The sequence below is a fragment of the Massilia orientalis genome, from assembly GCF_030411975.2.
GTDB lineage: Bacteria > Pseudomonadota > Gammaproteobacteria > Burkholderiales > Burkholderiaceae_D > Telluria > Telluria orientalis.
On record NZ_JASNRB020000032.1, the window covers coordinates 21152 to 48087 of the forward strand.

The 26936-nt window shown below is 69.4% G+C and carries 24 protein-coding genes and 1 pseudogene; 18 read left to right on the forward strand and 7 right to left on the reverse strand.

The window, feature by feature from the left end:
• The first annotated feature begins 66 nt into the window (after positions 1–66).
• Entirely contained in the window at positions 67–942 is an 876-nt protein-coding gene (locus tag QPK29_RS30365; protein WP_371771152.1) for an amidohydrolase family protein, read from the forward strand.
• Between the two features lie 25 nt (positions 943–967).
• Positions 968–1534 carry a LysR family transcriptional regulator gene (locus QPK29_RS30370; protein ID WP_371771153.1) on the forward strand — a complete coding sequence of 189 codons (567 nt, stop codon included), beginning with the start codon at positions 968–970 and terminating at the stop codon, positions 1532–1534.
• A 7-nt stretch (positions 1535–1541) separates the two neighbouring features.
• On the opposite strand, the gene QPK29_RS30375 is transcribed toward QPK29_RS30370, so the two are convergent.
• Complete coding sequence (locus tag QPK29_RS30375) at positions 1542–2534, reverse strand: XdhC family protein (RefSeq protein ID WP_371771154.1); 993 nt, start codon at positions 2532–2534, stop codon at positions 1542–1544.
• Between the two features lie 145 nt (positions 2535–2679).
• Between QPK29_RS30375 and QPK29_RS30380 the strand changes: the two genes are divergently transcribed.
• Genes QPK29_RS30380 through QPK29_RS30405 form a run of 6 tightly spaced genes read left to right on the forward strand, consistent with a single transcriptional unit; the run spans position 2680 to position 8991 of the window.
• Positions 2680–3522 carry an alpha/beta fold hydrolase gene (locus QPK29_RS30380; RefSeq protein ID WP_371771155.1) on the forward strand — a complete coding sequence of 281 codons (843 nt, stop codon included), beginning with the start codon at positions 2680–2682 and terminating at the stop codon, positions 3520–3522.
• Between the two features lie 3 nt (positions 3523–3525).
• Positions 3526–4407 (forward strand): FAD binding domain-containing protein, encoded by an 882-nt coding sequence (locus tag QPK29_RS30385; RefSeq protein WP_160408869.1) that lies wholly within the window; start codon positions 3526–3528, stop codon positions 4405–4407.
• The gene (locus QPK29_RS30390; protein ID WP_371771156.1) at positions 4404–6713 is read left to right on the forward strand and encodes a xanthine dehydrogenase family protein molybdopterin-binding subunit; all 2310 of its coding nucleotides are present in this window, start codon (positions 4404–4406) and stop codon (positions 6711–6713) included. Before QPK29_RS30385 ends, QPK29_RS30390 begins: the two co-directional genes overlap by 4 nt.
• Positions 6714–6717: 4 nt before the next feature.
• A complete protein-coding gene (locus QPK29_RS30395; protein ID WP_400189897.1) occupies positions 6718–7212 on the forward strand; it encodes a (2Fe-2S)-binding protein in 495 nt (164 codons plus the stop codon).
• A gap of 37 nt (positions 7213–7249) precedes the next feature.
• Positions 7250–8602: an MFS transporter gene (locus QPK29_RS30400; protein WP_160408875.1), complete on the forward strand. Its 1353-nt coding sequence runs from the start codon at positions 7250–7252 to the stop codon at positions 8600–8602.
• A gap of 5 nt (positions 8603–8607) precedes the next feature.
• Entirely contained in the window at positions 8608–8991 is a 384-nt protein-coding gene (locus tag QPK29_RS30405) for a RidA family protein (protein WP_371771157.1), read from the forward strand.
• On the opposite strand, the gene QPK29_RS30410 is transcribed toward QPK29_RS30405, so the two are convergent.
• Together QPK29_RS30410 and gcvA are read right to left on the reverse strand one after the other, a co-directional pair.
• Positions 8970–10541 carry a class I adenylate-forming enzyme family protein gene (locus tag QPK29_RS30410; protein WP_371771158.1) on the reverse strand — a complete coding sequence of 524 codons (1572 nt, stop codon included), beginning with the start codon at positions 10539–10541 and terminating at the stop codon, positions 8970–8972. The two genes, QPK29_RS30405 and QPK29_RS30410, sit on opposite strands and share 22 nt — an antisense overlap.
• A complete protein-coding gene (gene gcvA / locus QPK29_RS30415) occupies positions 10517–11458 on the reverse strand; it encodes a transcriptional regulator GcvA (protein WP_160408881.1) in 942 nt (313 codons plus the stop codon). Before gcvA ends, QPK29_RS30410 begins: the two co-directional genes overlap by 25 nt.
• A gap of 206 nt (positions 11459–11664) precedes the next feature.
• Here gcvA and QPK29_RS30420 point away from each other — a divergent pair, with 206 nt between their 5' ends.
• The 7 genes from QPK29_RS30420 to QPK29_RS30450 all read left to right on the forward strand — a co-directional run bounded on the left by QPK29_RS30420 (position 11665) and on the right by QPK29_RS30450 (position 18452).
• Positions 11665–12870 carry an NADP-dependent isocitrate dehydrogenase gene (locus QPK29_RS30420; protein ID WP_371771159.1) on the forward strand — a complete coding sequence of 402 codons (1206 nt, stop codon included), beginning with the start codon at positions 11665–11667 and terminating at the stop codon, positions 12868–12870.
• Positions 12867–13289 (forward strand): PaaI family thioesterase, encoded by a 423-nt coding sequence (locus QPK29_RS30425; RefSeq protein ID WP_371771160.1) that lies wholly within the window; start codon positions 12867–12869, stop codon positions 13287–13289. The genes QPK29_RS30420 and QPK29_RS30425 overlap by 4 nt, the downstream gene beginning before the upstream one ends.
• An 89-nt stretch (positions 13290–13378) precedes the next feature.
• Positions 13379–14836 carry a UbiD family decarboxylase gene (locus QPK29_RS30430; RefSeq protein WP_371762698.1) on the forward strand — a complete coding sequence of 486 codons (1458 nt, stop codon included), beginning with the start codon at positions 13379–13381 and terminating at the stop codon, positions 14834–14836.
• 7 nt (positions 14837–14843) lie between these two features.
• Positions 14844–15296 (forward strand): CoxG family protein, encoded by a 453-nt coding sequence (locus QPK29_RS30435; RefSeq protein ID WP_371771161.1) that lies wholly within the window; start codon positions 14844–14846, stop codon positions 15294–15296.
• The gene (locus tag QPK29_RS30440; protein ID WP_160409083.1) at positions 15296–15901 is read left to right on the forward strand and encodes a UbiX family flavin prenyltransferase; all 606 of its coding nucleotides are present in this window, start codon (positions 15296–15298) and stop codon (positions 15899–15901) included. The genes QPK29_RS30435 and QPK29_RS30440 overlap by 1 nt, the downstream gene beginning before the upstream one ends.
• Positions 15902–15974: 73 nt before the next feature.
• Positions 15975–17351, forward strand: a complete 1377-nt coding sequence (locus QPK29_RS30445) for an MFS transporter (protein ID WP_371771162.1) — start codon at positions 15975–15977, stop codon at positions 17349–17351.
• A gap of 66 nt (positions 17352–17417) precedes the next feature.
• The gene (locus tag QPK29_RS30450) at positions 17418–18452 is read left to right on the forward strand and encodes a porin (protein ID WP_371771163.1); all 1035 of its coding nucleotides are present in this window, start codon (positions 17418–17420) and stop codon (positions 18450–18452) included.
• Here the strand turns inward: QPK29_RS30450 and QPK29_RS30455 are convergent.
• Entirely contained in the window at positions 18449–20053 is a 1605-nt protein-coding gene (locus QPK29_RS30455) for a methyl-accepting chemotaxis protein (RefSeq protein ID WP_371771164.1), read from the reverse strand. The genes QPK29_RS30450 and QPK29_RS30455 overlap by 4 nt on opposite strands.
• A gap of 289 nt (positions 20054–20342) precedes the next feature.
• Between QPK29_RS30455 and QPK29_RS30460 the strand changes: the two are divergent.
• A pseudogene (locus QPK29_RS30460) lies at positions 20343–20743 on the forward strand (LysR family transcriptional regulator); the annotation flags it as partial.
• Positions 20744–20903: 160 nt separating this feature from the next.
• On the opposite strand, the gene QPK29_RS30465 reads toward QPK29_RS30460, so the two are convergent.
• From QPK29_RS30465 to QPK29_RS30475, 3 genes are read right to left on the reverse strand one after another with little or no spacing between them, the layout of a single operon-like run.
• On the reverse strand, positions 20904–22289 hold the full coding sequence (locus QPK29_RS30465) for an ATP-binding protein (protein ID WP_371771165.1): 1386 nt from the start codon (positions 22287–22289) through the stop codon (positions 20904–20906).
• The gene (locus QPK29_RS30470; protein ID WP_160408899.1) at positions 22265–22927 is read right to left on the reverse strand and encodes a response regulator transcription factor; all 663 of its coding nucleotides are present in this window, start codon (positions 22925–22927) and stop codon (positions 22265–22267) included. The genes QPK29_RS30465 and QPK29_RS30470 overlap by 25 nt, the downstream gene beginning before the upstream one ends.
• Positions 22924–24027, reverse strand: a complete 1104-nt coding sequence (locus QPK29_RS30475; RefSeq protein ID WP_371771166.1) for a glutamate-cysteine ligase family protein — start codon at positions 24025–24027, stop codon at positions 22924–22926. The genes QPK29_RS30470 and QPK29_RS30475 overlap by 4 nt, the downstream gene beginning before the upstream one ends.
• Positions 24028–24257: 230 nt before the next feature.
• Between QPK29_RS30475 and QPK29_RS30480 the strand changes: the two genes are divergently transcribed.
• Entirely contained in the window at positions 24258–25184 is a 927-nt protein-coding gene (locus QPK29_RS30480) for a serine hydrolase (RefSeq protein WP_371771167.1), read from the forward strand.
• A gap of 132 nt (positions 25185–25316) precedes the next feature.
• Positions 25317–26726, forward strand: a complete 1410-nt coding sequence (locus QPK29_RS30485; RefSeq protein ID WP_371771168.1) for a DUF389 domain-containing protein — start codon at positions 25317–25319, stop codon at positions 26724–26726.
• Positions 26727–26936: the final 210 nt, after the last annotated feature.

Sequence of the window (26936 nt, forward strand, 5' to 3'; positions counted from 1 at the left end):
CCATTGTATGGGTATCAAGCGAGCGGCACAATCGACGGACAGACTCAATCACCAGGAATCACCGACATGAAATCTTGCCTGCCTCCCGACCCTCATCCTGTCCAGCCCACCCACCGGCTGCCGCCCGGTGCCTGCGATGCCCATTGCCACGTGTTCGGGCCGGCCGACCGCTTCCCCTACGCGCCGGACCGCACTTACACGCCGCCCGATGCGCCGGTCGAGGCGCTGCGCGCGCTCCATGGCCGCCTCGGGATCTCCCGCGCCGTGATCGTGCACGCAAGCTGCCATGGCACGGACAATGCGGTGACGCTGGATGCGATCCGGTCGAGCAACGGCGCGTACCGCGGCGTGGCCAACGTGCGGGCGGACATCACGGACAATGAACTCGCCGACCTGCACGCGGGCGGCATCCGCGGCATCCGCTTCAATTTCGTCAGGCATCTCGGCGGCGTGCCGGACGTGGCGGTCATCGACACGATGGTGCGCCGGATCGCGCCGCTGGGCTGGCACATCGTGCTGCACTTCGACGCCGAGGACATCCCGCAGCAGCAGGCCATGCTGCGCAAGATCACGGTGCCGTTCGTGATCGACCACATGGGGCGCGTACGCGCGGAGCACGGGCTGGAACAGCGCCCGTTCCAGATGCTGCTGCAACTGATGCGCGAAAACCCGCTGGCCTGGGTCAAGATTTGCGGCGCGGAGCGCGTCTCGGCCGGCAAACGGCCGTTCCACGACGCGATCCCGTTCGCGCGGCAGCTCATCGCGACCGCGCCGGAGCGCCTGCTGTGGGGTACCGACTGGCCGCATCCGAACATCTCGAAGGACATGCCGAACGATGGCGAGCTGGTCGACCTGTTCCACGCGTTCACGGACGACCGGCGCGTCCAGAAGCAGATCCTGGTCGACAACCCCGCGGCGCTGTACGGCTTCGCGCCGCTGTAACCGGACGTCGGGGCGGAGCACAGCGATGCAGGACGACCTGTTGCGCCAGCTGCACGCGTTCGGCGCCGTAGCGGAGAGCGGCGGCATCCGCCCGTCCAGCCTCGTGCTGGCGCGCTCGCCGGCGACGTCCACGCGCGCAGTCGCGCGCATGGAGCGCATCCTCGCCGTGATGCTGTTCGAGCGGACGGTGGGCGGCATGCGGCTGACGCCGGCCGGCGCCGGCGTGCTGGCGCGGGCCCGCAGGATCCGGGACGAACTGGCCGCCGTCCATGCCCAGGCGCTGGATTCGCGTCAGCGGACCGGTCCCGTCGCCGCGCTGTCGGCGCTGTTCAACGAACGGCGCCTGCAACTGGCCGTGGCGCTCGCGCTGCTGGGGCGGATGCCGGACGTGGCGCACCTGGCCGACGTGTCGCAGCCGGCGGTCAGCCAGGCCATTGCGCGGCTCGAGGCCGACCTGGGGCAGCCGGTCTTCGTGCGCGGCGGCCCGCGCATGGAACCGACCGACATCGGGAGCCGCTGGATCATCCATTTCACCCGCGTGCTGCACGAGCTGCAGCAGCTGCGGCAGTGCGCCGGTGCGTACCGCCCGTGACGCCGGCTCAGGCGGCCGCCAGCGCCTTGCCGCCGGCCACGGACATCTGCGCGGGCAGCGCCACGCCATTCTTCACCGCGACCAGCTCCGCGAGGATCGAGATCGCGATCTCGTACGGGGTCTTGCTGCCGATGTACAGGCCGATCGGGCCGTGCAGCTTCGCGACCTGGTCCCCGGTGAGATCGAATGCGCGCAGGCGCTCGCGCCGCCGCGCGTCGTTGGCGCGCGAGCCGATGGCGCCGACGTAGAACGCGTCCGTCCTGAGTGCCTCCATCAGCGCGAGGTCGTCCAGTTTCGGGTCGTGGGTGAGGGCGACCACGGCGCTGCGGCTGTCCAGCTTCATCTCCAGCACGAGGTCGTCCGGCATCGCGTGCACGACCTCCACGCCCGGCAGGCTCCAGCTGGCGCGGTATTCTTCGCGCGGATCGCACACGGTCACTTCGTATTCCAGCCCGACGGCGATCTGCGCCAGGAATTGCGACAGCTGGCCGGCGCCGATGATCAGCATGCGCAGCAACGGTCCATGCACGGTGGCGAGCGCCCGGTCGTCCATGCGCAGCCGGTCGTCCGGGCGGGCCGGGGCCAGCGTGACGCCGCCCGTCGCCAGGTCGAGCGTGCGCCGCGTCAGCACCCGGCGCCGTGCCAGCGCGTGCAGTTCCGCGATGCGGCTGTGCGGTCCCAGCGGCTCCACGACCAGCTGGATCGTGCCGCCGCAGGGCAGGCCGAAGCGGTGCGCCTCGTCCGCCGAGATGCCGTAGGTGACGACTTCCGGGCGCCTGCGGGTGATGCCGTGCGTGCGCACCGCGGCGATCAGGTCGTCCTCGATGCAGCCGCCCGAGACCGAGCCGACGACCATGCCGTCGGTCCGGATCGCCATCGTGGCGCCTTCCGGCCGGGGACTCGAGCCCCAGGTCCGGGCCACGGTCACGTATTCACATGGCTGTCCCGCCGCCAGCCACGCGTCGCAGGCCTTCAGCACTTCCAGGTCGATGTTGTCCATGGGGCGAGTGTAGCGGCGGGACCGGTCGTGCAAACGATGAAATATTTTCATGCCCGCCATGAGGATTCGTCGTTTGCGGGCGCCGCGGTGCGTCATCAATATGTCCAGCATCACCGACATCGATGACGTCATGGAGAACCCACCAATGAGCAATACACACCCTGCGGGCCCCGCCTTTGCCGCTGCGGGCGACGGGACGCGGATCGCGTACCGCCGCTTCGGCCGGCGCGGCAGCCGGCAGCGCATCCTGCTGTTGCATTCCCTCGCGATGGACGGCCTGTTCTGGGAGCCGGTCGCGGATCGGCTGGCCGGCGAGGCCGACATCGTCGCCGTCGACTGCCGGGGCCACGGCCTGTCCGGCAAGCCGGCCGGCCCGTACCACGCCGCGCAATTCGCCGACGACGTCCGCGCCGTCTGTACGGCGATCGGCTTTGGGCCGGCCGTCGTGGCCGGCGCGTCGATGGGCGGCTGCGTGGCGCTGCAGTTCGCCGCCAGCCATCCCGGACCGACATGTGCGCTCGGCCTGTTCGATACCACGGCCTGGTACGGCCCCACCGCGCCGGCCGACTGGAGGCAGCGGGCCGACAAGGCACGCGCCGAAGGCCTGCGCGCGCTGGTCGGCTTCCAGAGCACGCGCTGGTTCAGCGACGCCTTCCGTGAAGCCCATCCGGACGTGCTGACGCGCGCGGTCGACACCTTCCTGCGCAACGATGTCGAGGCATTCGCGTCCACGTGCGGGATGCTCGGCGACTTCGACGGCCGCGCGCTGCTGGCGGACATCGCGGTACCGACAGCCATCCTCGTGGGCGAAGACGACTACGCGACGCCGGTCGCGATGGCGCAGGTCCTGCACGGCGGCATCGCCGGCTCGACGCTGGATGTACTGCCCGGCGCCCGTCACCTGACGCCGCTCGAACATACCGACGCCGTCGCCGACGCGCTGCGCGGCCTGCTGGCCCGCAGCCGGACAACGCAAACACAGGAGTAAGCGATGGCACCCTTCGAACTCGCGCGTCCCGCCACGCTGCAGGACGCGATTGCGCTCCTCGATCCCGAGGACCCGGACATCCGCCCGGTCGGCGGCGGCACGGCGGTGATGCTGATGATGAAGGCGGGCGTGCTGCGTCCGACGCGGCTCGTCAGCCTGGCCGGCATCGAACCGGAACATGCGCGGCTGGGCGTCGGGGCCGACGGCGCGCTGCGCATCGGCGGCCTCGCGCGCCTGTCGGCGCTGGAGCACTCGGTCGCCGTCAGGGAAGGCTGGCCGATGCTGGCGCGTACCCTGCGCACCCTGTCCAACGTGCGTGTGCGCCACGTGGCCACCGTGGGCGGCAACCTGGCTCACGCCGATCCGCACATGGACCTGCCGCCCGTGCTGTCGGCGCTGGGCGCGCGGGTGACGGTCACGGGGCCGGACGGGACGAGAACCCTGCCGGTCGAGGACCTGTCGACCGGCTACTACGAGACGGTCCTCGCGCGCGACGAACTGGTCACCGCCGTCGACGTCCCGGCGCAGGCCGGCCGCGCCGGCGCCTACATGAAGGTCACGACGCGCGCGGCGCACGACTGGCCGGCGCTGGGCGTGGCCGTCGTGCTCGACCTCGACGGCGAACAGGTCCGCGACGCCCGCGTCTTCGTCGGGGCCGCCACGGACCGGCCGACCCGCCTCGCGGGCGCCGAAGCGCTGCTGCGCGGCGCGGCGGCGCGCGACGACGCGGTGCTGAAGCGGGCCGGCGAAGCGGCGGCCGCGGAACTCGACATCGTCGGCGATCCGCACGGCTCCGCCAGCTACAAGAAACACCTGCTATCGGTCTACCTGGGACGCGCCGTCAGGTGCGCGCTCGCGGGCGGGGCCGGAAAGGAACACGCATGAATCGTAACGATACCGCCGCGGCGACGGCCCCGGACCGCCAGATCGGGCGCCACCTCGACCGCCTCGAATCGCGCGCCAAGGTGACCGGCCGCGCCGAATACATCCACAACCTGGTCTTGCCGGGGATGCTGCACGCGAAGATCTTCCGCAGCACGGTCGCGCACGGGCGCATCGTGGGCATCGACGTCGAGGCCGCGCGCGCCCTCGCGGGCGTGCATGCCGTCTATACGGCCGAGGACATCCTGCGCGTGATCCCGGTGCCATACTACGGCCCGGCGTTCCACGACCAGCCCATCCTCGCGATCGGCAAGGTGCACTACGTCGGCGAACCGGTCGCCGTGGTCCTCGCCAGCGACCCGCACGTGGCCGAGGAGGCGACCCACCTGATCGTCGCCGACTACGAGGAATTGCCGGCCGTGTTCGACGAGGTCGAGGCCGCGAGTTCCGGCGTCCACGTGCACGACACCCTGAAGCCGGCCGGCACGTTCCCCGACCTGAAGCATCTGGCGGGCCGCAGCGGCACGAACGTGGCGCTCGACTTCAAGCTGCGCCGCGGCGACCCGGATGCGGCGTTCGCGGCCGCCGACCATGTGTTCGAACACACGTTCCGCACGCAGCAGGTGATGCACGTGCCGCTCGAGCCGATGGTCTCGGTGGCGGAAGCGGGCGACGGTACGCTGACCATCCACACGGCGTCGCAGAGCCCGTCCTTCGTGCGCATCGAGATCGCGCGCCTGCTGGGCTGGGCCGAGAACCAGGTGCGCGTGCGCACCGCGCTGCTGGGCGGCGGCTTCGGCGCCAAGCTGTACATCAAGCTGGAAGCGCTGGCGGCCGCGCTGGCGCTGCTGGCGCGCCGCCCCGTGCGCGTCGCGCTGACGATGGAAGAGCAGTTCTTCACCATCACCAAGCACGCGACCACGGTGCGCATCAAGACCGCGGTGACGAACGACGGCAGGATCACGGCGCGCAAGTGCGACGTCTACTGGAACGGCGGCGCCTACGCCGACATCGGTCCGCGCGTGACGCAGAAGTCCGGCTTCACGGCGACCGGCCCGTACGAGATCGACAACGTGTCGATCGACTCCTACGCCGTCTACACCAATCTGCCGCCGGCCGGCGCCTTTCGCGGCTTCGGCATCCCGCAGGTGGTGTGGCCGTACGAAAGCCAGGCCGACATCATCGCACGCGCCCTGAAGATCGACCCGGTCGAATTCCGCCGCAAGAACATCCTGCGCGACGGCCGCGAGCACCCGACCGGTACCGTGATGCGCGACGCCGCACTCGAGCTGGTGCTGGACCGCGTCGCCGACCGCCTGCGCTGGAACGACCCGTTCGACCACGGCGGCGGCACGGTGAAACGCGGGCGCGGCATCGGCATCGGCTTCAAGGCGCTGGTGGCGCCGACGACGTCGGTCGCGATGGTCAGCCTGGGCGGCGACGGCAGCTGCATCGTCTATTCGAGCACGGTCGACATGGGCCAGGCGTCCGACACGGCAATGGCGCTGGTCGCGGGCGAGGTGCTGGGCATCGCCGCCGAACGCATCAAGGTCATCCACCCGGACACGGACGTGACGCCGTACGACATGGCGACGCTCGGTTCGCGCTCCACGTTCCACATGGGTCACGCGGTGCGCCTCGCGGCCGAGGATGCGCTGGCGAAGATGCGCGCGCTGGCGGCCGAGCTGGGCCTGCCGTCCGACGGACGCCTGGACGCCGGCGTCCTGCTGAAGAAGAAGTACGGCATGCCGGCCGGTAACGTGGTGGGCGTCGGGAGCTTCATGCCCGGCTACGTGAAGCCGGATGCGGAGACGGGACAGTCGCCGGACATCACGCCGAACTGGATGGTGGGCGGCTGCGGCGTCGAGGTGGAGGTGGACACCGAGACCGGCCACTTCCGCATCGTCCGCTTCGAGAACGTGGTCGACTGCGGCACGCCGCTCAACCCGAAGGTGGTCGACACCCAGATCTCGGGCGCGGCCATCATGCAGCTGGGTCTCACGATGCTGGAGCGGATGGAGTTCGACGCCACCGGCCAGCTGCGCAATGCCTCGTTTTCCGAATACAAGATCCCGGGCATCCACGACATCCCGCCGGTGATCGGCCGCGAGGTCGTCGACGCGCACCAGGCCAATGGCCCGTTCGGCGCCAAGGGCGTGGGCGAGAGCGCGACGTTCGGTGTCGCCTCCGCCATCGCCGAGGCGATCGAGGACGCGGTGGGCGTGCGCCTGACGGCGCTGCCGCTGACGCCCGAAGCCGTCTACCGCGCCATGTGCGCGGCCCGCAACGAACCCCTGTCCGAGGAATGAAGACATGACCATGAGCGACACCACCATCGAGATCCGCTTCGTGCTGAACGGCGCGCCGGTCCGCACCCGCGTGCAGCCGCACGAGACCCTGCTCGACGTGCTGCGCCGCGACTTCGCGCTGTACGGCGCGCGCGAAAGCTGCGGCCAGGGCCTGTGCGGCTGCTGCACGCTGGACGTCAACGGCGAGACCGTGTCGGGCTGCCTGTACCTCGCGGCCATGGCCGACGGCGCCACGGTCGGCACCATCGAGCAGCTCGATGCGGACGGCACGCTGGATCCGGTGCAGGAAGCCTTCATCGAATGCGGCGCCTTCCAGTGCGGCTTCTGCACCTCCGGCATGATCATGATGAGCCGCGAGCTGCTGCGCCACAATGCCGATCCGTCGGAGTCCGACATCAAGAGCTATTTGTCGGGTAACCTGTGCCGTTGCGCGACTTACCCGGAGGTGGTCTCCGCGGTCAGGCTGGCTGCGTGCAAGCGCCGTAAAGAATCCGCCTGAGCGGGCACCGGCGGATAACGACGACAAGGAGACGAACATGCTCAACCGCGTGCAAGGCGCGGCGCAGGCCGGGGCCGGACAGGTCTGGTACCGCGCGATCGACCGCCAGCAGTGGAAGGCGCTGCTGGCGTCCAACCTCGGCTGGTTCTTCGACGGCTACGAGACCTATGCCATGATCCTGACGATCGGCATGGCCCTGGGCCAGCTGCTCGGGCCGGGCACGCACGCCGGCATCCCGTACTACGCCGGACTCGTGATCGGCCTGACCCTGCTCGGCTGGGGCATCGGCGGCCTGGTCGGCGGCGTGCTGACCGACTACATCGGCCGCAAGAAGATGATGCTGGTGGCGATCCTCGCCTACTCGATCACGACGGGCCTGTCCGCCTTTTCCTGGGACCTGCCGTCGTTCATCGCGCTGCGCTTCGTCGTCGGCCTGGCGATGGGGTCGGAGTGGGCGACCGGCACCGCGATGACGGCCGAGCTGTGGCCGGATCGCCACCGCGGCAAGGGCGCGGGCCTGATGCAGTGCGGCCTGGGCCTGGGTTTCTTCACCGCGTCGTTCGTGTGGCTGTTCATGAGCCATGCGGGCGAGCACGCGTGGCGCTACATGTACCTGGTCGGCGTGCTGCCGGGCCTCGCCACCTTGTGGATGCGCGCCGGGATCCCCGAGTCGGAACAGTGGGAAAAGGTCGACCGCGAACGCCGCGCCGCGCGCGCGCTGGAGCGCAGCGGCGCCCGGCTCGACGACAGCATGCAGGCCCTGACGCGCTTCACCGCGGTCGACCTGCTCAAGCAGCCGGATCTGCGCCGCCGCACGATCATCGCCGTGCTGATGTCGCTGACGACGACCCTCGGCTGGTGGGGCATCTCGACCTGGGTGCCGCCGTACATCGGCGCCGTGGCCGCCGCGCAGGGCGGGTCGGCCCAGACCTGGGCCAGCCTGGCCGGCATGGTCTACAACGTGGGCGCGATCGCGGGCTACATCGGCCTGGGCTTCCTGGCCGACACCTACGGCCGCAAGCCGGTGACGATGCTGTTCTTCGCCATGGCCTTCATCCTGACGCCCGTGCTGTTCCTGTGGACGCATGCGCTGGGGCTGTTGCTGCTGGTGGCGATCGTGACCGGCTTCTTCAGCCTGGGCCAGTACACGTGGATGCCGACCTGGCTGCCGGAACTGTATCCGACCCGCATCCGCGGCACCGCGATCGCGTTCTGCTTCAACGTGCCGCGCTTCCTCGCCTGGGCCGGCCCGCTGACGGCCGGTACGCTGATCACGAAGTTCGGCGGCTACGGCCACGCGGCCGTCACGGTCGGCTGCATCTACCTGCTCGGCCTCGTGCTGACCCCGTTCCTGCCCGAGACGGTGGGCAAACCCCTTCCCAAGGACTGACCGACATGAAAGCGATCTTCACCACCGAGGGCCCGGCGCCGGCCGGCCATTATCCCCAGGCGATCGAGGCCGGCGGCTTCGTGTTCGTGTCCGGCATGCTGCCCGGTCCGGGCGTGGCGACCGACGGTCCGGACAATTTCGAGCGCCAGGTGCGCGCCGCGCTCGAACACTGCCGGCGCGTGCTCGCCGCGGCGGACTGCGGTCTGGACGCCGTGGTCCAGTGCACGGCCTACATCGTCGGCGTCGAGCACTGGCCGGAATTCAACCGGATCTATGCCGACGTGTTCGGCGATCACCGTCCCGCGCGCGCGGTCGTGCCGGTGCCCGAGCTGCACTACGGCTTCCTCGTCGAACTGCAGATGACGGCCTACAAGTCGCCGGCCGCCTGATCCTCGTCCGCGCCCGCCGTGCGGGCGCTCCACCAGCGGCGCCGCAGCGCGTCGCGCACCAGCTTGCCGCGCGCGTTGCGCGGCAGCGCATCCACGACCGACACCGACTTCGGCTGCTTCTCGCGCGGCAGCCGCGCGGCGCACCACGCGAGCAGCGCGTCGACGTCGATGCCGCGGTGCGCATGCGGCACCACGAAGCAGGCGGGCTCCTCGCCATACACGGGATCCGGCACGCCCAGCGCCGCGGCCTCGGCCACGTCCGGATGCGCCAGCAGCACTTCCTCGATTTCCTGCGGCACGATCTTGACGCCGCCGCGGATGATCAGGTCGTCCGTGCGCCCCAGGATGCACACGAAGCCGTCGTCGTCGCGCATGGCCGCGTCGCGCATCGCGAAGGGCGCGCCGCGGATCGGATCGACGCCGCCGTCCGCGCGCAGCAGGCCAAGGGCCAGCTTGGTGCCGGCGACCACCACCTGGCCGGCCTGGTTGGGCGGACAGGGCTGCCCGTCGGCGTTCAGCACGTCGAACGCGATGCGGCGCACCGGCTGGCCCACGGTGCCCACCTTGCGCGCGCCGGCGCGGTTCGCGCACATCCAGCCCGCCTCGGACGAGCCGTACAGGTTCAGGATCCCGACGCCGTACAGCGCCTCGAAGCGCTCCCATTGCGGACGGGCCAGCGGGGCGCTGCTGCACGTCATCGCGCGCACGCCGGCCAGGGTCGCCGGCGGCAGCGGTGCCTCCAGCAGGATGTTGACGACCGCCGGCACGCCGACGCAGACCGTGATCTTTTCGCGGCGCAGCCAGCCGGGCAGGCTGCGCCGCGAGAAGCGCGGCGCCACGCACAGGGTCAGGCCGGCGATCAGGCAGGGCATGAGGCTCAGGATCTGGGCCGAGTACCAGTCGAAGGAACGGTACTCGAGCAGGCGGTCGGCGGCCGTCAGGCCGATCGTGTCGATGGTGTCGAGGCCGTTCTGCCAGTAGCAGCCGTGGTCGTACAGCAGCAGCTTGGGTTCGCCGCTGGTGCCGGAGGTGCAGCAGATGCTGGCCAGGTCGTCCGGGCCGTTTTCCGGCAGGCCGGCCGGCGCCGGGCCCGTGGCCAGCGACAGTTCGTCCGGTGCCGCGTCCGCGCCCCAGCGGCCGTGGCGCAGGACCGGGAAACCCGCGAACGGGGACGCGTCCGCGCCGGCCGGCGCGAGCACCAGCGCGGGCTGCAGGATGGCGGCCACCGAGCGCACGACCGCGGCGCCTGAAAATCCGGGATCGAGCGGGCACACGACGGCGCCCAGGCGCCAGGTCGCGATCCACAGCAGCAGTTTGTCGATGCCGTTGGCGCCCGCCAGTAGCACGCGCGCGCCGGGCGCGAGTCCGTGCGCGCGCAGGCGGCCCGCGATGGCGTCGGCCGCATCGGCCAGTTCGCCGAACGCGATGCCGCGCCGGGTCGCGACGTCGACGAGCGCCCGCCGGTGCGGGTCGCGCCGGGCGTGCGCGCGCAGCAGCGCGCCGATCGACTGGAAGGATGGATCGTTCAGGAGACCTTCTGTTCCGGCCATGGGTGTTCTTGCCGGGGACCGGACCCGAGGCGCGCGAGCGCCCAGTCGCGGAACACTTCGACGCGCTTGAGCTTCGCCTTGCCGGACGGGCTCGTGATGAAGTAGGCGGAGCTCGACGGCACGCGCAGCGCGAACGGTTCGACCAGCCGCCCGCTCGCGAGGTCGGCGTCGACCAGCGGCGTGCGGCCGATGGCCACGCCCATGCCGGCCAGCGCCGCTTCGAGCGACGTCAGCTGCAGGTGGAAGACGGCCTCGCCGTCGAATTCGGCGTGCGCCAGGCCGGCCGCCTCGAGCCAGGCCGGCCAGTCGTCCTGGTACATCGAATAGAAATAGGTGCGCACCTGGCGCATGCGCGCGAGGCCCTCTGCCACCGTCGCGAACGGGCCCGCGCGTTCCAGCAGCGCCGGCGCGCACACGGGGAAGAATGCCTCGCTCTGCAGCCGGTCGGCGCGCATGTCGCCCCAGTGACCGGAACCGTAGCGGATCGCGACGTCGTAGGCGTTGCGCGTAAAAACGTCGAAGCTGCTGCTGGTGTTGAGGTGGACGGTGATGTCCGGATGGGCTTCCTGGAATTCCGGCAGCGCCGGAATCAGGCATTTCACCGCGTACGTGGGCAGGCAGGCGATCGTGAGGACGACCTTCGTTTCGCGCTTGCGCGTGCGGTCGGTCGCGGCCGAGAGCAGGCTGATCGCCTCGTGCACCGAGCGCAGGTACTCGCTCCCCGCCGGCGTCAGCGCGAGGATGTTGCGGCGCCGGACGAACAGCTTGGTGTCCAGGCGTTCCTCGAGCGTGCGGATCTGGTGGCTGATCGCCGTCTGCGTCAGGTGCAGCTCCTGGGCCGCCTTGGTGAAGCTGAGGTGACGGGACGCCGCATCGAATGCAAGCAAACTCTGCAATGAAGGGATATTCGGTCTCATCCTCGCAACTCAAACATGACTGCCAAAGGCGTTTTCATTATACCCCCGCGTTACTTTGAAGCAGTTTGCACTGGCAATAGGCAATCTGGAAACGAAATTTTTTCATGCCGTCCATTCGAAAACGTCGTTTGCCGGCGCCCGCGGGGCGCGGGCAAGCTGTCCGCAGGGCTCGCATGCCGCGCGCCCGTCAACGGACAGGATGCGGGATGGCGAAGGTGAGGGTGGAACGGCCGCTGGTCGAGATGGAAGGCGACGAGATGGCGCAAGTGATGTGGGCTTGGGTACGCGACCGGCTGGTGCTGCCCTTCGTGGACGTCGGGCTCGTGCGCTTCGACTTGTCGATCGGTCACCGTGCGCGTACGGACGACCGCGTCACGCTCGACGCGGCATCCGCGGCGCGGCGGCACGGGGTGTCGCTGAAGTGCTCGACCATCACACCGGACCGTACCCGCCAGCGCGAACTGGGCCTGGCGCGGGCGCTGCCGTCGCCGAACGGCACCTTGCGCGCCGCGCTCGACGGCGTGATCTTCCGCGAGCCCATCATCTGCCGCAACGTGGCGCGCCTCGTGCCGCACTGGGCGCAGCCGGTCGTGATCGCGCGCCATGCGTTCCGCGAGCAGTACCGCGCGCAGGAACTGGCGGTGCCGGGACCGGGCACGGTGCGCCTCGTGTTCGACGGCGCGGACGGCAGCGAGTCGCGCGAGCTGTACCGCTTCGACGGCCCGGGCGTGGCGCTCGCGCTGTTCAATATCGACGCTTCGATCCGCGGGTTCGCGCGCGCCTGCTTCCACTACGGCCTGCAGCGCCGCATGCCCGTGTATTTCTCGCACAAGGCGACGGTGCTGAAACAGTACGACGGCCGCTTCGTCGACCTGTTCGCCGAGGAATTCGAAGCGTTCGCGCCGGCGTTCGCCGAAGCGGGCCTCGTGTACGCGCCGCGCCTGATCGACGACATGGCCGCGTTCAGCGTGAAGAGCACCGGCGGCTACCTGTGGGCCTGCAAGAACTACGACGGCGACGTCCAGGCCGACTACATGGCGCAAGGCTACGGCTCGCCGGGCCTGATGACGTCCGTGCTGATGTCGCCCGATGGCCGGCTGGTGCAGACCGAGACCGCGCACGGCACCGTGCGCCGCTATTACGACCGCTGGCGCGCCGGCGCGCCGGTGCTGGCCAATCCGCTCGCCACCATCCACGCGTGGAGCCGCGCATTGTGGCACCGCGCGCGCCTGGACGGCACGCCGGACGTCGCGCACTTCGCCGAGACGCTGGAACGGGCGGCGGCGGACCTGGTGGACGAGGGCGTGCTGACGCCCGACCTGGCGCCGCTGGCGGCCGCGCGCCGCGCGCCGGTGGACACGGCCAGCTTCATCGACGCGGTGGCGGCGCGGCTGGCGGGGACGCTGCGATGAACGGCGCGGCATACGGGCCGGGCACGCCGATGTTCGAACCCGGGAATCCTTTCCTCGACCTGCTGGGCGCGCGCCGCACCGGGTGGCGCGACGGCTTCGCGCAGTTCGAGGTCGACATCGTCCCCGCGCTGCTGAACCGCCAGGGCGTGCTGCACGGCGGCGTGATCGCCACCCTGCTCGACGCGGCCTGCGGCTACGCGGGCCTGTACACGCCGGACCAGGCGCAGCCGCTGCACGGGCTGACGCTGTCGCTGACGTGCAGCTTCCTCGACCGCGGCAAGGGCGAACGCATCGCGGCGCGCGGCTGGATCGAGCGGCGCGGCGGCGGCATCTATTTTTCGCGCGGCGAGTTGTGGGTGGACGAGCGCATCCTCGTGGCCACCGCGCAGGGCACCTTCAAATACACGCGGCCGGCATGAAGGATTCTCATGCCAGGCATGAACCACCATCGTTTGCGCCGCCGCCGCGGCCGGCGCAATCTACAGGCTCAACAATCAAGGAGATGGATGTGACGAACAAGACACCCGACGCGCTCGACCTGCGTCCCTGGATCGAGGAAGTGCGCGCGCTGGGCGAGCTGGTCGAGGTCGACGGCGCCGACTGGAACCTCGAACTGGGCGCGATCAGCGAATTGAACGTGAAGCGCGCCCGCCCGCCGGCGCTGCTGTTCGACCGGATCCCCGGCTACGCCGACGGCTTCCGGGTCATGACCTGCAGCACCAGCAGCCCCGCGCGCCTGTCGTCGATCCTGCGCCTCGGTCACCACGACACCCACGCGGGCCTCGTGCAGGCGCTGCGCGGCAAGCCGCGCCAGTGGCAGACCCAGGCCCCGGACTACGAGCCCGTGGACGTCGGCACCGGTCCGGTGTTCGAGAACGTGGCGAGCGGCGCCGACGTCGACGTCGAAGCCTTCCCGGCGCCGCTGTGGCACGAGAAGGACGGCGGCCGCTACATCGGCACCGGCTGCATGGTGGTGACGCGCGACCTCGATTCGGACTGGGTCAACGTCGGCACCTACCGCGTCATGATCCACGACCGCAACCACGTGGGCCTCGACATGATCCCGGGCAAGCACGGCGCGATCCAGTACGACAAGCACATGAAGGCCGGCAAGCCGTTCCCCGTCGCGATCGTGATCGGCTGCGATCCGCTCGGCTACCTGATTTCCGGCATCGAGGTGCCGTTCGGGATGTGCGAACTGAATTACATCGGCGCGATCCTGCAGCGCCCCGTGTCGGTGGTGAAGGGCCAGCTGACCGGCCTGCCGATCCCGAGCGGCGCGGAGATCGTGCTGGAAGGCTGGGCCCATCCGGGCGACGAGCGCATCGAAGGCCCGTTCGGCGAATTCCACGGCTACTACCCGGGCAAGCCCGCGACCGCGCCGGTGGTCACGATCGAGCGCGTCTACTACCGCGACAATCCGATCATCATGGGCAGCCCGCCGGCCAAGCCGCCCAACGATTATTCGTACTCGAAGGCGGTGATGCGCTCGGCGCTGCTGATCGACGCGCTGCAGGCGGCCGGCGTGCCCGACGTCGCCGGCGTGTGGGCCCACGAGATCGGCGGCGCGCGCATGTTCAACGTCGTATCGATCCGCCAGCGCTACGCCGGCCACGCGCGCCAGGCCGGCCACATCCTCAACCAGTGCGGCGTGGGCGCCTACATGTCGCGCTACACGATCGTGGTCGACGACGACATCGATCCGTCGAACATGCAGGAAGTGATGTGGGCGGTGGCCACGCGTTCCGATCCGGAGCTGGACATCGACATCATCAAGCGCGGCATGGGCTCGAAGAACGACCCGATGTCGATCGCGTACCCGTACAAGGCGCCGTTCAACTCGAAGGCGATCATCGACGCCTGCCGCCCCTACGATTTCATCGACGAATTCCCGGAAGTGGCGGAAGCGAGCAAGGAACTGCAGCAGGCCACGCTGGCCAAGTGGCACCACATCCTCGACAAGTGAGAACGACATGGAACTGACCGACGAAATCATCCTGCCGCTGCCGCGCGACACCGTATGGGCGGCCCTCAACGATCCGCGCATCCTGCAGGCCGCCGTGCCCGGCTGCGAAACGTTCGACCCCGACGGCGACGACAGCTACAAGGTGGTCCTGGCCGCCAGCGTGGGCCCCATCAAGGCGCGCTTCGCCGGCCGCATGACCTTGCGCCACCGGCGCCCGCCCGACGGGTATGCGCTGAGCTTCGAGGGCAGCGGCGGCGCCGCCGGCAATGCCAAGGGCAGCGCCGACGTGCAGCTGTATGCGGAAGGCGACGGCACGCGCCTCGTCTACCGCTCGGAAGCCCAGGTGGCGGGACGCCTGGCCCAGGTGGGCGCGCGCCTGATCGACGGCGTGGCGCGCAAGATGGCCGCCGCCTTCTTCAAGCGCTTCACCGACGCGCTGCTGAACGAGCAGGCCGCATGATGGGGGCGGCGGGCGGGGCGCGCCGCCGCATCGTGGTCGGCATCAGCGGGGCATCCGGCGCCGTGTACGGCGTGCGCCTGCTGCACCTGCTGCGCCGGGCCGGGGTCGAATCGCACCTGGTCGTGAGCCGCTCGGCGCAGGTGACGCTGGCGCAGGAACTCGACATGGGACTGGACGACCTGCGGCCGCTGGCGGACGCGTTCTACCCGAACGCCGACATCGGCGCCGCCATCTCGAGCGGCTCGTTCCGCGTCGACGGCATGGTGATCGCGCCGTGCTCGATCAAGACGCTGTCCGAGGTGGCGACAGGCTGCACCGGTTCGCTGCTGTCGCGCGCGGCGGACGTGATGCTGAAGGAGCGCCGGCGCCTCGTGATGATGGTGCGCGAGACGCCTCTGCACGCCGGTCATATCCGCAGCCTGGCCGCGGTGACCGACGCGGGCGCGATCGTGTATCCGCCCGTGCCTGCGTTCTACGCCAGGCCGGCCACCATCGAGGAGATGGTCGACCATACATTGGGCCGCGTGCTCGACCTGTTCGGCATCGAGACCGGCGCCGTGAAGCGCTGGGAAGGCATCGCCGAGGCCATGCGCACGCCCGACTGAAAGCGGTACCGGCTCGCCGTGCCGGACCCGCGCGGCGCAACGACAAGACAGACATTAACCGGAGGAGAGCAGCATGCAGGACAGTTTGCAGGGCAACACACGCCTGGTCGAAGACAGGACCGAGGCGGACGATCTGTTGCGCCGGATCGAGAGCGTACCGTTCTCGGGCTGGCACGCGCGGGCCCGGGTCATCGTCGGCAGCGCGACGTTCTTCGATGCGTTCGACGCGCTGGCGCTGGCGTTCGTGCTGCCGGTGCTGATTTCGATCTGGCACATCGCGCCGGTGCAGATCGGCATCCTGATCGGCGCGAGCTACGTGGGCCAGCTGATCGGCGCGCTGTACTTCGGCTGGCTGGCCGAGCGCATCGGCAGGATCAGGAGCGCCACGTGGGCCATCGCCATCATGTCGGTGATGAGCCTCGGGTGCGCGCTCAGCGGCAACTTCAACGTGCTGCTCGTGTGCCGCTTCATCCAGGGCATCGGCGTCGGCGGCGAGATGCCGGTGGCCGCCACCTACATCAACGAGCTGTCGAACGCCCACGGGCGCGGCAAGTACTTCATGTTGTACGAGATGATCTTCCCGGTGGGCCTGATGGCGGCGGGGCAGCTGGGCGCCGTGCTGGTGCCGTCGGTGGGCTGGGAGACGATGTTCTACGCCGGCGCGGTGCCGGGCCTGGTGGTCGCATGGCTGGTGGCGCGCCTGCCGGAATCGCCGCGCTGGCTGATTTCCCGGGGCCGCCTGGCCGAGGCCGAGGTGGTGGTGCGCGCCATGGAAGCGAGCACGCCGCGCCGCAACCCGCCGCGCACCGCCGCGACCAGGCCGGCGCCGGCCGGCCAGCGCCGCCTGGGCGAGCTGCTGTCCCCGTTCTACCGCAAGCGCACGCTGATCGTGTGGGTGCTGTGGGCGGCGGCCTTCTTCGTGTCGAACAGCCTGAACAACTGGCTGCCGACGCTGTACAAGACCGTGTACCACCTGCCGCTGAAAGATGCGCTGCGCGCCGCGTCGTACACGAACATCGCCCAGGTCGTGCTGCTGCTGGGCTGCGCCTTCGTGATCGATCGCATCGGGCGGCGCAACTGGACCGTCACCGCGTTCTGCGCCGGCGCCGTCATGCTGGCCGGGCTGGGCTTCTATGGCGCGCACAGCGTCGACAGCGTGATGGTGTTCGCCACGCTGAGCTACGGCGTCATCGGCTCGACGGCCGCCGTGCTCTACCTGTACACGCCCGAGGTGTATCCGACCCGGATGCGCGCGGCCGGCACCGGCATCGCGACGTCCTGGCTGCGCCTCGCGTCGGCGGTCGGCCCGTCGCTGGTCGGCATGCTGGTGCATTCCGGTGGCGTCAACGCCGTGTTCCTGCTGTTCGCCGGCGTCAGCGTGGTCGGCGCCGTTGCCGCCCTCGGCATGATCGAGACGCGCGGCCGCAGCCTCGAAGAGATCGCGCCCTAGGCGCCGCAGTATCCCCAACAGCGCCCCGCAGTGGGCGCGATGACCACAGCAAAAGGAGACACGAGCATGAGAACTCGACGCATCGTCACGTCCATGGCCGCCGCCATGGCGCTGGCGCCCTGGTGCACGCAGGTGCAGGCGCAATCCACGTCGGTCCAGTTTTATGGATTGATCGGCAGTTATGTCGGCACCACCAAGGTGAGCGGGGCGCCATCGTCGACCACCGTGGTCAACGGCGGCGGCCTGACGACCTCCTTCTTCGGCTTCCGGGGCGAGGAAAACCTGGGAGGCGGCACCAGCGCCTTCTTCACGCTGGAAAGCTTCTTCCAGCCCGACAGCGGCATGTACGGCCGCACCCCGGCCGATCCGCTGTTCTCGCGCAATGCCTTCGTCGGGCTGAAGGGCCGGTACGGCAAGATCAGCATCGGGCGCCACATGACGCCCACCTACATCAGCATGCAGGCGGTGAATCCGTTCGGCGGCTCGGTGCAGTTCTCGCCGCTCGTCGTGCAGAGCTTCATCCCGGCGTTCAACAACGCCGTGCTGGGCGACAGCGTGTGGAACAACACCGTCCAGTACAGCACCCCGTCGTTCGGCGGCCTGGTGGGCACGCTCGACTACGCGCCGGGCGAAACGGCCGGCCGCTCCGGCGTCGCCAACACCGGTGTGCACCTGCGCTACGACGCCGGGCCGCTGACGGCGGTGGCGTCGGGGCAGCGGGTCCGCCTGCTGTCGACCGCGACGGTGCCCGTGCTGACCGAGCAAAAGGCATGGCTGGCCGGTTTCGCCTACGATTTCCGGGTCGTGAAGGTGTACGCCGCGGCCGTGGGGACCGAGACGTACGGCACACCGACCTCGACCCGCACCTGGTCGCTCGGCGCGACCATGCCGCTGGGGCGGGGATACCGGCTCATCGCCGCGTATGCCCACACCGACCGCGACACGCCGAAGGTGGCCAGCACCGACCGCCGGACCGGCACCTTGTGCCTGGACTATTCGCTGTCCAAGCGCACCGACCTGTTCCTGGCGGCGATGAACGACAAGCGCAGCGGGGCCGGATCCGGCACCTCGACCGCGCTCGGGATACGTCACACGTTCTAGGCGGCCTGGTAGCCGAGGCGCGCGCGGGCGGAGGTGGGCGCCGGCGCGGCCCTGGCATCGAGGTGGAACAGGCTGACCACTTCGGCCAGCCTGTCGGCCTGGTCGCGCAGCGCGGTGGCGGCTGCGGCCGATTCCTCGACGAGGGCGGCATTGTGCTGCGTGGACGAATCCATGTCGGCGATGGCTTTGTTGACCTGCTCGATGCCGGTGCTCTGCTCGCCGCTGGCGCTGGCGATCTCGGCCACGATGTCGCTGACCTTGCGGATGCTGTCGACCACTTCGCTCATCGTCATGCCGGCCTGGTCGACCAGCTTCGTGCCGTCCTCGACCTTGCTGACCGAGTCCACGATCAGTGCCTTGATCTCTTTCGCCGCGGCGGCCGAGCGCTGGGCCAGCGTGCGCACCTCGCCCGCCACGACGGCGAAGCCGCGGCCCTGTTCGCCGGCGCGCGCCGCTTCGACGGCGGCGTTCAGCGCGAGGATGTTGGTCTGGAACGCGATGCCGTCGATGACCGAAATGATGTCGACGATCTTCTTGGACGAATCGTTGATCGCGCCCATCGTCTGCACGACCTGGTCGACGACGGCGCCGCCCTGCGTCGCGATTTCCGACGCGGCGATCGACAACTGGCTCGCCTGGCGCGCATTGTCCGCGTTCTGGCGCACGGTGCCCGTCAGTTCCTCGACCGTGCTGGCCGTCGTGCCGAGCGAGCCGGCCTGCTGTTCGGTGCGCGAGGACAGGTCCATGTTGCCCGCCGAGATCTCCGCCGATGCCGTCGCGATGGTATCGGTGCCGCTGCGCACCTGGCTGACGATGCCCACGAGGCTGTCGTTCATGTGGCGCAGGGCGCGCAGCAGGGCGCCCGTCTCGCAGGTGCCGCTCGCGTCGATGTGCTGGGTGAGGTCGCCGCCGGCCACTTTCTCGGCCACGTCGACGGCCTGGCGGATCGGGTGGACGATCGTATTGGCCAGCAGCCACGCGCAGACGGCGCCGAACAGCAGGGCGGCACCGGCCACCGCGCCGATCAGGCGCTCGCTGTTACGGTTGGCGTCGTCGATGCCCTTGGCGATGGCGTCGATGCGGTCCTGCTGCATCTTGAGCAGTTCCGCCTGCCGGGCTTCATACGTCACCGACAGCGGCATGAATTCCTCGTTGAGGACGCGGAGGGCGCCGTCGACATCGCCGTCGGCGCGCGCCTTGACGGCCTTTTCCTTGGCGACCGTATAGGCCTTGCGTATGTCGACGATGCTCTTGAACAGCGTGCGTTCCGTGTCGCCTTCCAGCAGCGGTTCGATCTGCTTGATCAACGCGTTGCCGCGCGCGGCCGTCTGGACGGTGTCGGCCTTGAAGAACTCGACCAGGCTGGGGTCCGAGCTTTTCACGACTGCGGCCGTGCGGCGGATCGCGCCGAACGTCTGCGTATGCCAGTCCGCGATCATGCGCTCCTTGGCCAGCGGAACGGTCATCAGCGCGTGCGTCGCGTCGGCGATCGCATGCATGCGCCAGATGGCGGTGGCGGCGATGACGAGGGTCAGGCCCAGCACGAGGGCGAACCCCGCGGCCAGGCGCTTCGCAATGTTGAGGTTGGCGAAAAAGCGCATCGGTTTGTCTCTCTTGAAATGTTGTCGTTTTCTCTGCGGCGGCGCCGCACACGATGGTCCGTCTGCTGCGGATTTTCCGTATGGACGACTATTTATAGTTGCTTTACGGCAGCGACATCAACCAGATTCGCGGTTATTTTCACGAACCGTTGTCGGCGGGTGACAGCGTTCGCGTTTGGCGAATGGGCGTTGCGAACATACGGTTGGACGGGGCGCGGCGAACGTGGTTATCCTGGTCCGACCGGCCGGCGTTCCTGGCCACGCCTTCCCGCGCAGTGCGCATGACAACTTGAACAATATTCTGAGACGGCCGGACCTGACGACGTTCCAGCTTTTCCTGGCGATCCAGGAAGAAGGGTCGCTGACCCGCGCGGCGGAGCGCGAGGCGATCGCGGTGTCCGCGGCCAGCAAGCGGCTGGCCGAGATGGAGCAGGCGCTCGGCGTCGCGCTGGTCCTCCGCAACGCGCGCGGCATGAAGCTCACGCCGGCCGGCGAGTCGCTGCCGACCCACGCGCGGCGCATCCTGCTCAGCGTCGACAAGATCGGGGAGGAACTCGCCGAGCATGCCCAGGGGCTGCGCGGCTACGTGCGCATGGTCGCCAACCTGTCGGCCATCGTGGCGTTTTTGCCGGAAGACCTGCGCGCCTTCTCGCGCAGCACGAACAGATCAGGCTCGACCTGGACGCACGACGTGTTCCTCGCCATCGGCCGGCCGCTCGGCCTGACCGCCGTGGAGATCGACAAGCCGTGGGCGGTGCGCGAACTGCGCATGCGTCGGGCGCCAGTCGTGGCGCCGTCTATTGCCGTGTCCAGGACAAGCATGCATCGTATGAGGTGCTCGCCGAGCGGATCATGGCGAAGACATGGCACGTCGAGGACCCGCCTGGCCATGCGCACCGGCGGGGAAGACGACGCGGACCCGCAGTCCCCGCGCGCCATCCGGCCGGTCGAGCAGGGAGATGGTCGCGCCGATCCGGTCGACGATCGACGCCGTGATCGCGAGCCCGAGGCCCGAACCGATCTCGCCGCTGCCGAGCACGCGGTAGAACGGATCGAACACGCGCTCGCGCTCGGCGGGGGCGATGCCCGGTCCCGTGTCGTCGACGTCGAGCACGATGCGGTCGCTCGCGGCGGTCACGCCGATGTCGACGCGTCCGCCTTCCGGCGTGTAGCGTATCGCATTGTCGACGAGATTCTTGACGAGGATCCGGATGTCCATGGCGCGCCCCGTAACCGACGCATCGGCGTCGCCCACCATCCCGAGATCGATCGCCTTGGCCTCCGCCAGCGGCACGAGGTCCTCGAAGGCTTCCTGGATCGCCTTCTGCAAGGGTACCCGCGTCAACGGCTCGCCGCCGCCCTCCTGGGCGCGTGCCAGCGTCAGCAACTGGTCGAGCAGGATGCGCGTGCGTGCCAGGCCTGCCGACAGGGTGTCGAGCCGGGCGCGCGCCTCGCGCGGCATCTCGGTCGCCGCCAGGCGCTCCGCCTGCAGCGACATGGCCGTCATCGGCGAACGCAGTTCATGCGCCGCGTCCGCGATGAAGCGCCGCTGCAGCGCCAGTGCGCGCGCGGTGCGGGCGATCAGCTTGTTGATCTCGCTGACGAAGGGCCATACCTCGGACGGGAGCGGCGTCCTGTCCAGTTCCCGCAAGTCGTGGCCGCGGCGCTTGCCGAGCTGTACGGCCAGCCTTTGCAGGGGCAGGAACATCGTACGCACCAGCAGCGCCGTCAGCAGGATGAGGACCGGACCGAGGAACAGGATGGGCATCACGGTGCGCAGGGCGCTCGAGCGGGCCGCGGCGTCGCGGACCGCCGTCTGCTGCGCGACGGCGACGCGTACGCCTTTCAGGTTGGTGCGGACGAAGACGCGCCATGTTTCGTCGCCGATGGCAACCGTCTGCAATCCGTCGGGCAGGGCCGGGCCGAAACGCGGGGGCCTTTCCGGTTCGGGAATGCGGGTGCCGGGCGCGTCGATGAAACGCACGATCAGGCGCGCGTCGAAATCGACGTCGCCGACCTTTTCGCGCGCCATCGGCGATGTCGGCACGGCGTCCAGTCTGCTGATGAGGTAGCCGACCTGGCGCAGCTGCGTGTCCTGGCCGCGGTGCGCCTCGGCGGTGGCGGCCATGTAGGAATAGAGGCCGGCGCCGACGGCGCCGACCAGGATGGCCGCCGAGATCCACAGCGACAGCCTGAAGCGCAACGACGCCGTCAACGGCCCTTCGCGACCATCCATCCCACGCCCCGGACGTTCTTGATGATGTCGCTGCCCAGCTTCTTGCGGATCGAATGGATCAGGAACTCGATCGCGTTGCTCTCGATCTCTTCGTTCCAGCCGTAGACCCTGTGTTCGAGTTCCAGGCGGGAGAGGATGGCCCCAGGCCGCACGAGCAGCGCCTGCAGCAGCGGGAATTCGCGTGCCGTCAGGCGCACGGTCGTCGTGCCGGCGCGCGCCTCGTGGGTCGCGGGATCGAGTTCGACGATGCCGTTGCCCAGCACGGTGCTGCCCGTACCCTCGGCGCGGCGGCTCAGCGCGCGCATGCGCGCCAGCAGTTCGTTCATCGCGAATGGCTTGACGAGATAGTCGTCCGCGCCGCCGTCGAGGCCCGCCACGCGGTCTTCCGTCGCTTCCCGCGCCGTCAGCAGCAGTACCGGCACGCCGTTGTGCGCCGCGCGGATGCGGCGCAGCACGTCCATGCCGTCCATGCGGGGCAGGTTCAGGTCCAGCAGGACCAGCGCGTACTCATGCACCAGCAGCGCCGTCAGCGCGGCTTCGCCGTCGCATACCCAGTCGGCCGCGTAACTCGCGTCGCGCAGCGCATGCTGGACGACGGTGCCGATCATGGGATCGTCTTCCACCAGCAATACTCTCATTGTTCCACTTTCCATCCGGGCAGCACCGGGCTGTCGAACATCGCGCTCGCCAGCCGCGCCAGGTCATTCGGCCGGGCGCCGGCGGCCATGTGCGCGGTCAGCCAGCCTGCCTGTCCACCATTATGCAGCAGCTCATCGATCAATACGCACGCGGCCGGGAAGTCCGGATCGTCCGAGCGTGCCGCCAGGCGGGCGAGGTCGTTTCGCACCACGTGGGCGATGCTGTGTTTCTTCCGCGTGCACGGGTCGATCCACTCGCCCAGCACGCCGCGCCGCGTGGCGTTGAAGCGGTTCCATGGATACACGTCGGCGGCACGCCGGCAGGGCCAGCTGCCGGGACGTTCCGCGACTTCGACGCACAACTCGCGCGCGTAGCAGGCGAGGGCCGCGGCATAGGCCGGATGCAAGGGCGCGTCGAGCGCGCAAAGCTCGACCGCCCCGTGTCCGGGATCCGGACGGACGTCCCAGTCGACGTCCTCGACGCGCGTGGCGAGGCCGTATTCCACGAGGCGCGCGACATGCTGCACGACATCCTGCCAGCTGCGCAGCGCGGGCGGCATGATGCCGCTGCCCTGGAACGTCGCGGCCACGTTGTTGCGTGCGCTGCAAAAGCCCGAGTCCTGCCCATGCCAGTACGGCGAGCTTGCGGACAGCGCGATGAACAGTGGCGCGCGCTGGTTCAGCCAGGCGCCGATGCGCACCGCCTCGTCGGCGCCCGGCGCACCGATCTGGACGTGCATGCCGAAGCCCGCGGCATGGTTGCGTTGCCGGCCGCCCGTCCGGACCGGATGGGAACCGCCGCCCGCGACCGTGGCCCCGATCGAGCGGGCGGCCCGCCGCACGCGGCGCCGCATGTCTTCGAGCGCGTCCGCCGCCGCGCAGTAGCCGCCCAGCGCCGCGGTGGCCACGTCGAGTGTCGTCGCGTCGATGTCCGGCGTGGCCACCCAGGCCGCGTCCTGCCCTTCAAGCCGGAACGCGATGTCGGGCGCCGCGGGATGCAGGTCGTACGTCTCGCGGTCGAGCACCATCCACTCGAGCCCGATCCTCATGCTGCCCGGCCGCGCGGCGGCGAAGCGCTGCGGCGGGATCGATCCAACCATGTTCGACTTCCTTCCCCGATCGCGTGACGAGCGCAAGGATAGTGGGCCTCACTTAGCGAATACTTAGCCCCGACCCGATGTCCGGACCGTCTTCAATCTCACGGTCTGGTCCGCCGTCGACGCCTGCACGGTCATTTCGACATCTGCCCTTGTTGATTTCCTGACGCTAAGGGTTTGCTAAGTCGGCCCGCCCACCATTGCCGGGTTTCCCCAGCTGTCGATCCGGCGATATGAAATTCTTTGCATCTCTCATGCTGGCGCTGGCGTTCCTGTCAGGGCCAGTGCCCAGCGTCCAGGCGCACGACGCGCGTACCGTCAAGGTCGGCAATAAAAAACTGGCACATACGCACCGGCATGCCAGGCCGCACAGGCACCATCCGGCACCGCGGGCGCGGGCGGCCAGGATGGTGGCGCTCAAGTCCAGCGCCGTCCTTATCCTCGATCCGAAGACGAAGGCAGTGCTGTACGGGAAGAATGCGAAAGCCGTGATGCCCATCGCTTCCCTGACGAAGCTGATGACGGCCCTGGTCGTCCTGGAAGCCCGGCAGGACATGGCGGAGGTGCTGGCCGTCACGGATGCCGACGTCGACCGTCTCAAATATTCGTCGTCGCGGCTGCGCGTCGGTACGCGCCTGTCGCGCTCGGCCATGCTGCACATTGCACTGATGAGTTCGGAGAACCGCGCGGCGTCGGCGCTCGGGCGGAACTATCCGGGTGGAACGAAGGCATTTGTCGCGGCCATGAATACCAAGGCCCGGGCGCTGGGCATGCGGCGTACGCGCTATGTGGAGCCGACCGGCCTGTCGAGCGCCAACGTCTCCACGCCGGAAGACCTGGCCCGCCTCGTCGTTGCCGCCGAACGCCATGCGCTCATACGGCGGTATTCGACGGACCGGCACTTCACGATCCGCCAGGGCCGGCAGCGTACCGTCTACCACAACACGAACCGGCTGACGGCCAGCCGGCGCTGGAAGATCCGGCTGCAGAAGACGGGTTACATCGCCGAGGCCGGCCGTTGCATGGTCCTGCACGCCACTGTCGCGGGGCGCCCGACGGTCATGGTGTTCCTCGACGCGCAGGGAAAATTTTCCCGTGCGGCCGACGCCAACCGGGTGCGTGCATGGCTGGCCAGGAACCGGCTCGCAGCGCGCGGCTGAGTCCGCACTTGCCGCGATTGTAACCATGGCGGCAATCGTGCAACGATTTGATGCATCGCCGCAAGAAATGTTTGGACAAATGCGACGCGTGGGCGAAAATTCTCCGGTTATCCTCCGTCGTCCACCGATTTCATGAACGCACCCGACACCCAACCCCCGCCGCCATCGCTGCGCGCCGCCATCGCCCACCGTTTCAGCCTCCACGACGACAAGGCGGACGACGCCGAGATCGACCGCGCCATCCGCGCCGGCGTGGAGCTGCAGGGCGCGACCCTGTGGATCCTGATGCTGGCGATCCTGATCGCGTCCGTCGGCCTGAACACCAACTCGACCGCCGTGATCATCGGCGCCATGCTGGTGTCGCCGCTGATGGGGCCGATCGTCGGGTTCGGCTACGGGATCGGCATCCTCGACTTTGCGCTGATCCGCCGCGCGCTTGCCAACCTCGGCATCGCCGCCACGATCAGCCTGGGGACGTCGACACTGTATTTCCTCGTCACGCCGCTGGCCGAGGCGCAGTCGGAACTGCTGGCGCGGACGACACCCTCGCTGTGGGACGTCCTGATCGCGCTGGCGGGCGGCCTGGCCGGCATCATCGGGCAGACGCGACGCGAAAAATCGAACGTGATCCCCGGCGTGGCCATCGCGACGGCGCTGATGCCGCCGTTGTGCACGGCCGGCTACGGCCTTGCCAACGCGAACTGGTCGGTGTTCGGCGGCGCCTTCTACCTGTTCTCGATCAACTGCGTGTTCATCGCATTCGCGGCCGTGATCGTCATCGACTTCCTCCGTCTGCCGCACCGGAAATTCATCGACCCGGTCAAGGAGCGCCGCGTCAAGCGGGCGTTGCTGGCGGTCGTCCTGCTCACCGCGCTGCCAAGCATCTGGCTGGCGGCGCGTCTCGTCGACAACGAGGTCTTCGGCAGCCGCGCGCGCGAGTTCGTGCGCAAGGAGTTCAACGCGGCGACGGTGCACGTGCTCGAGACCCGCGTCGCGCCCGGCACGCACGACATCGAAGTCACCCTGATCGGCACGCCGCTGGCCGGCACCGCGATCAAGGCGATCGGGCAGAAGCTGGCATCCGCCGGCCTGGCGAACGCGCGCCTGTTCGTGCACCAGGGCGAGGTGCCGCACGTCGAAAGCCAGAAGATCGACGTCGGCAGCCTGAAGGCCGACATCCTGGCCGATATCGTGCGCAACAACCAGGACACGCTGCAGGACAAGGATGCAACGATCGAATCCTTGCGCCGCCAGGTGACGGCCCAGCGGGAATGGGTGGCGCAGGCCGGCGCGGTGACGCGTGAATTCGAGGCGCAGTACCCGCAGTGCGGCGACGTCCTCGTGGGCAAGGCCGCCCAGGACGGCGCCGACGGCGCGGCGCCCGTGCCTTTCCTCAGCGCGACTTGCCGGCGCATGCCGCGTGCGGACGAGGTCAAGCGGATCAACGCGTGGCTGAAGGTCCGCAGCGGCATGTCCGACGCCAGAGTGGTTCTTGTCGCCGGACGACCGCAGACGGTACGACGCCCCGCGCCGGGTCCATGATGGAACCTGGGCGGCGTGGGCTCATGCGTCAGGTGCCCGCGCGTCGGACGCCAGCACCTTGTCCTGCAGGTCCGGCGCATCCGCCCGGCGCGGGCTCCGCTTCCACGCCCTATGGTTTGGCAGGGCCCGTCAAGAGCAGCATCAGCACGCTGTGCGGCGCCAGCCGCGCTTCCAGTTTGGCGCTGGTGTCGCCCGTCTTCTTGCTCCACA

Excerpts from the sequence above, each read along its gene's own strand:
- QPK29_RS30485 (WP_371771168.1), top strand. The coding sequence starts at position 25,317 with ATGAACGCACCCGACACCCAACCCCCGCCGCCATCGCTGCGCGCCGCC.
- QPK29_RS30395 (WP_400189897.1), top strand. The coding sequence starts at position 6,718 with ATGACCATGAGCGACACCACCATCGAGATCCGCTTCGTGCTGAACGGC.
- QPK29_RS30445 (WP_371771162.1), top strand. The coding sequence starts at position 15,975 with ATGCAGGACAGTTTGCAGGGCAACACACGCCTGGTCGAAGACAGGACC.
- QPK29_RS30410 (WP_371771158.1), bottom strand. The coding sequence starts at position 10,541 with ATGGCCGGAACAGAAGGTCTCCTGAACGATCCATCCTTCCAGTCGATC.
- QPK29_RS30365 (WP_371771152.1), top strand. The coding sequence starts at position 67 with ATGAAATCTTGCCTGCCTCCCGACCCTCATCCTGTCCAGCCCACCCAC.
- QPK29_RS30470 (WP_160408899.1), bottom strand. The coding sequence starts at position 22,927 with ATGAGAGTATTGCTGGTGGAAGACGATCCCATGATCGGCACCGTCGTC.
- QPK29_RS30440 (WP_160409083.1), top strand. The coding sequence starts at position 15,296 with ATGGGGGCGGCGGGCGGGGCGCGCCGCCGCATCGTGGTCGGCATCAGC.
- QPK29_RS30465 (WP_371771165.1), bottom strand. The coding sequence starts at position 22,289 with ATGGATGGTCGCGAAGGGCCGTTGACGGCGTCGTTGCGCTTCAGGCTG.
- QPK29_RS30380 (WP_371771155.1), top strand. The coding sequence starts at position 2,680 with ATGAGCAATACACACCCTGCGGGCCCCGCCTTTGCCGCTGCGGGCGAC.
- QPK29_RS30375 (WP_371771154.1), bottom strand. The coding sequence starts at position 2,534 with ATGGACAACATCGACCTGGAAGTGCTGAAGGCCTGCGACGCGTGGCTG.
- QPK29_RS30400 (WP_160408875.1), top strand. The coding sequence starts at position 7,250 with ATGCTCAACCGCGTGCAAGGCGCGGCGCAGGCCGGGGCCGGACAGGTC.
- QPK29_RS30425 (WP_371771160.1), top strand. The coding sequence starts at position 12,867 with ATGAACGGCGCGGCATACGGGCCGGGCACGCCGATGTTCGAACCCGGG.
- QPK29_RS30385 (WP_160408869.1), top strand. The coding sequence starts at position 3,526 with ATGGCACCCTTCGAACTCGCGCGTCCCGCCACGCTGCAGGACGCGATT.
- QPK29_RS30480 (WP_371771167.1), top strand. The coding sequence starts at position 24,258 with ATGAAATTCTTTGCATCTCTCATGCTGGCGCTGGCGTTCCTGTCAGGG.
- QPK29_RS30390 (WP_371771156.1), top strand. The coding sequence starts at position 4,404 with ATGAATCGTAACGATACCGCCGCGGCGACGGCCCCGGACCGCCAGATC.
- QPK29_RS30405 (WP_371771157.1), top strand. The coding sequence starts at position 8,608 with ATGAAAGCGATCTTCACCACCGAGGGCCCGGCGCCGGCCGGCCATTAT.
- QPK29_RS30450 (WP_371771163.1), top strand. The coding sequence starts at position 17,418 with ATGAGAACTCGACGCATCGTCACGTCCATGGCCGCCGCCATGGCGCTG.
- QPK29_RS30370 (WP_371771153.1), top strand. The coding sequence starts at position 968 with ATGCAGGACGACCTGTTGCGCCAGCTGCACGCGTTCGGCGCCGTAGCG.
- QPK29_RS30420 (WP_371771159.1), top strand. The coding sequence starts at position 11,665 with ATGGCGAAGGTGAGGGTGGAACGGCCGCTGGTCGAGATGGAAGGCGAC.
- QPK29_RS30435 (WP_371771161.1), top strand. The coding sequence starts at position 14,844 with ATGGAACTGACCGACGAAATCATCCTGCCGCTGCCGCGCGACACCGTA.
- QPK29_RS30475 (WP_371771166.1), bottom strand. The coding sequence starts at position 24,027 with ATGGTTGGATCGATCCCGCCGCAGCGCTTCGCCGCCGCGCGGCCGGGC.
- QPK29_RS30455 (WP_371771164.1), bottom strand. The coding sequence starts at position 20,053 with ATGCGCTTTTTCGCCAACCTCAACATTGCGAAGCGCCTGGCCGCGGGG.
- gcvA (WP_160408881.1), bottom strand. The coding sequence starts at position 11,458 with ATGAGACCGAATATCCCTTCATTGCAGAGTTTGCTTGCATTCGATGCG.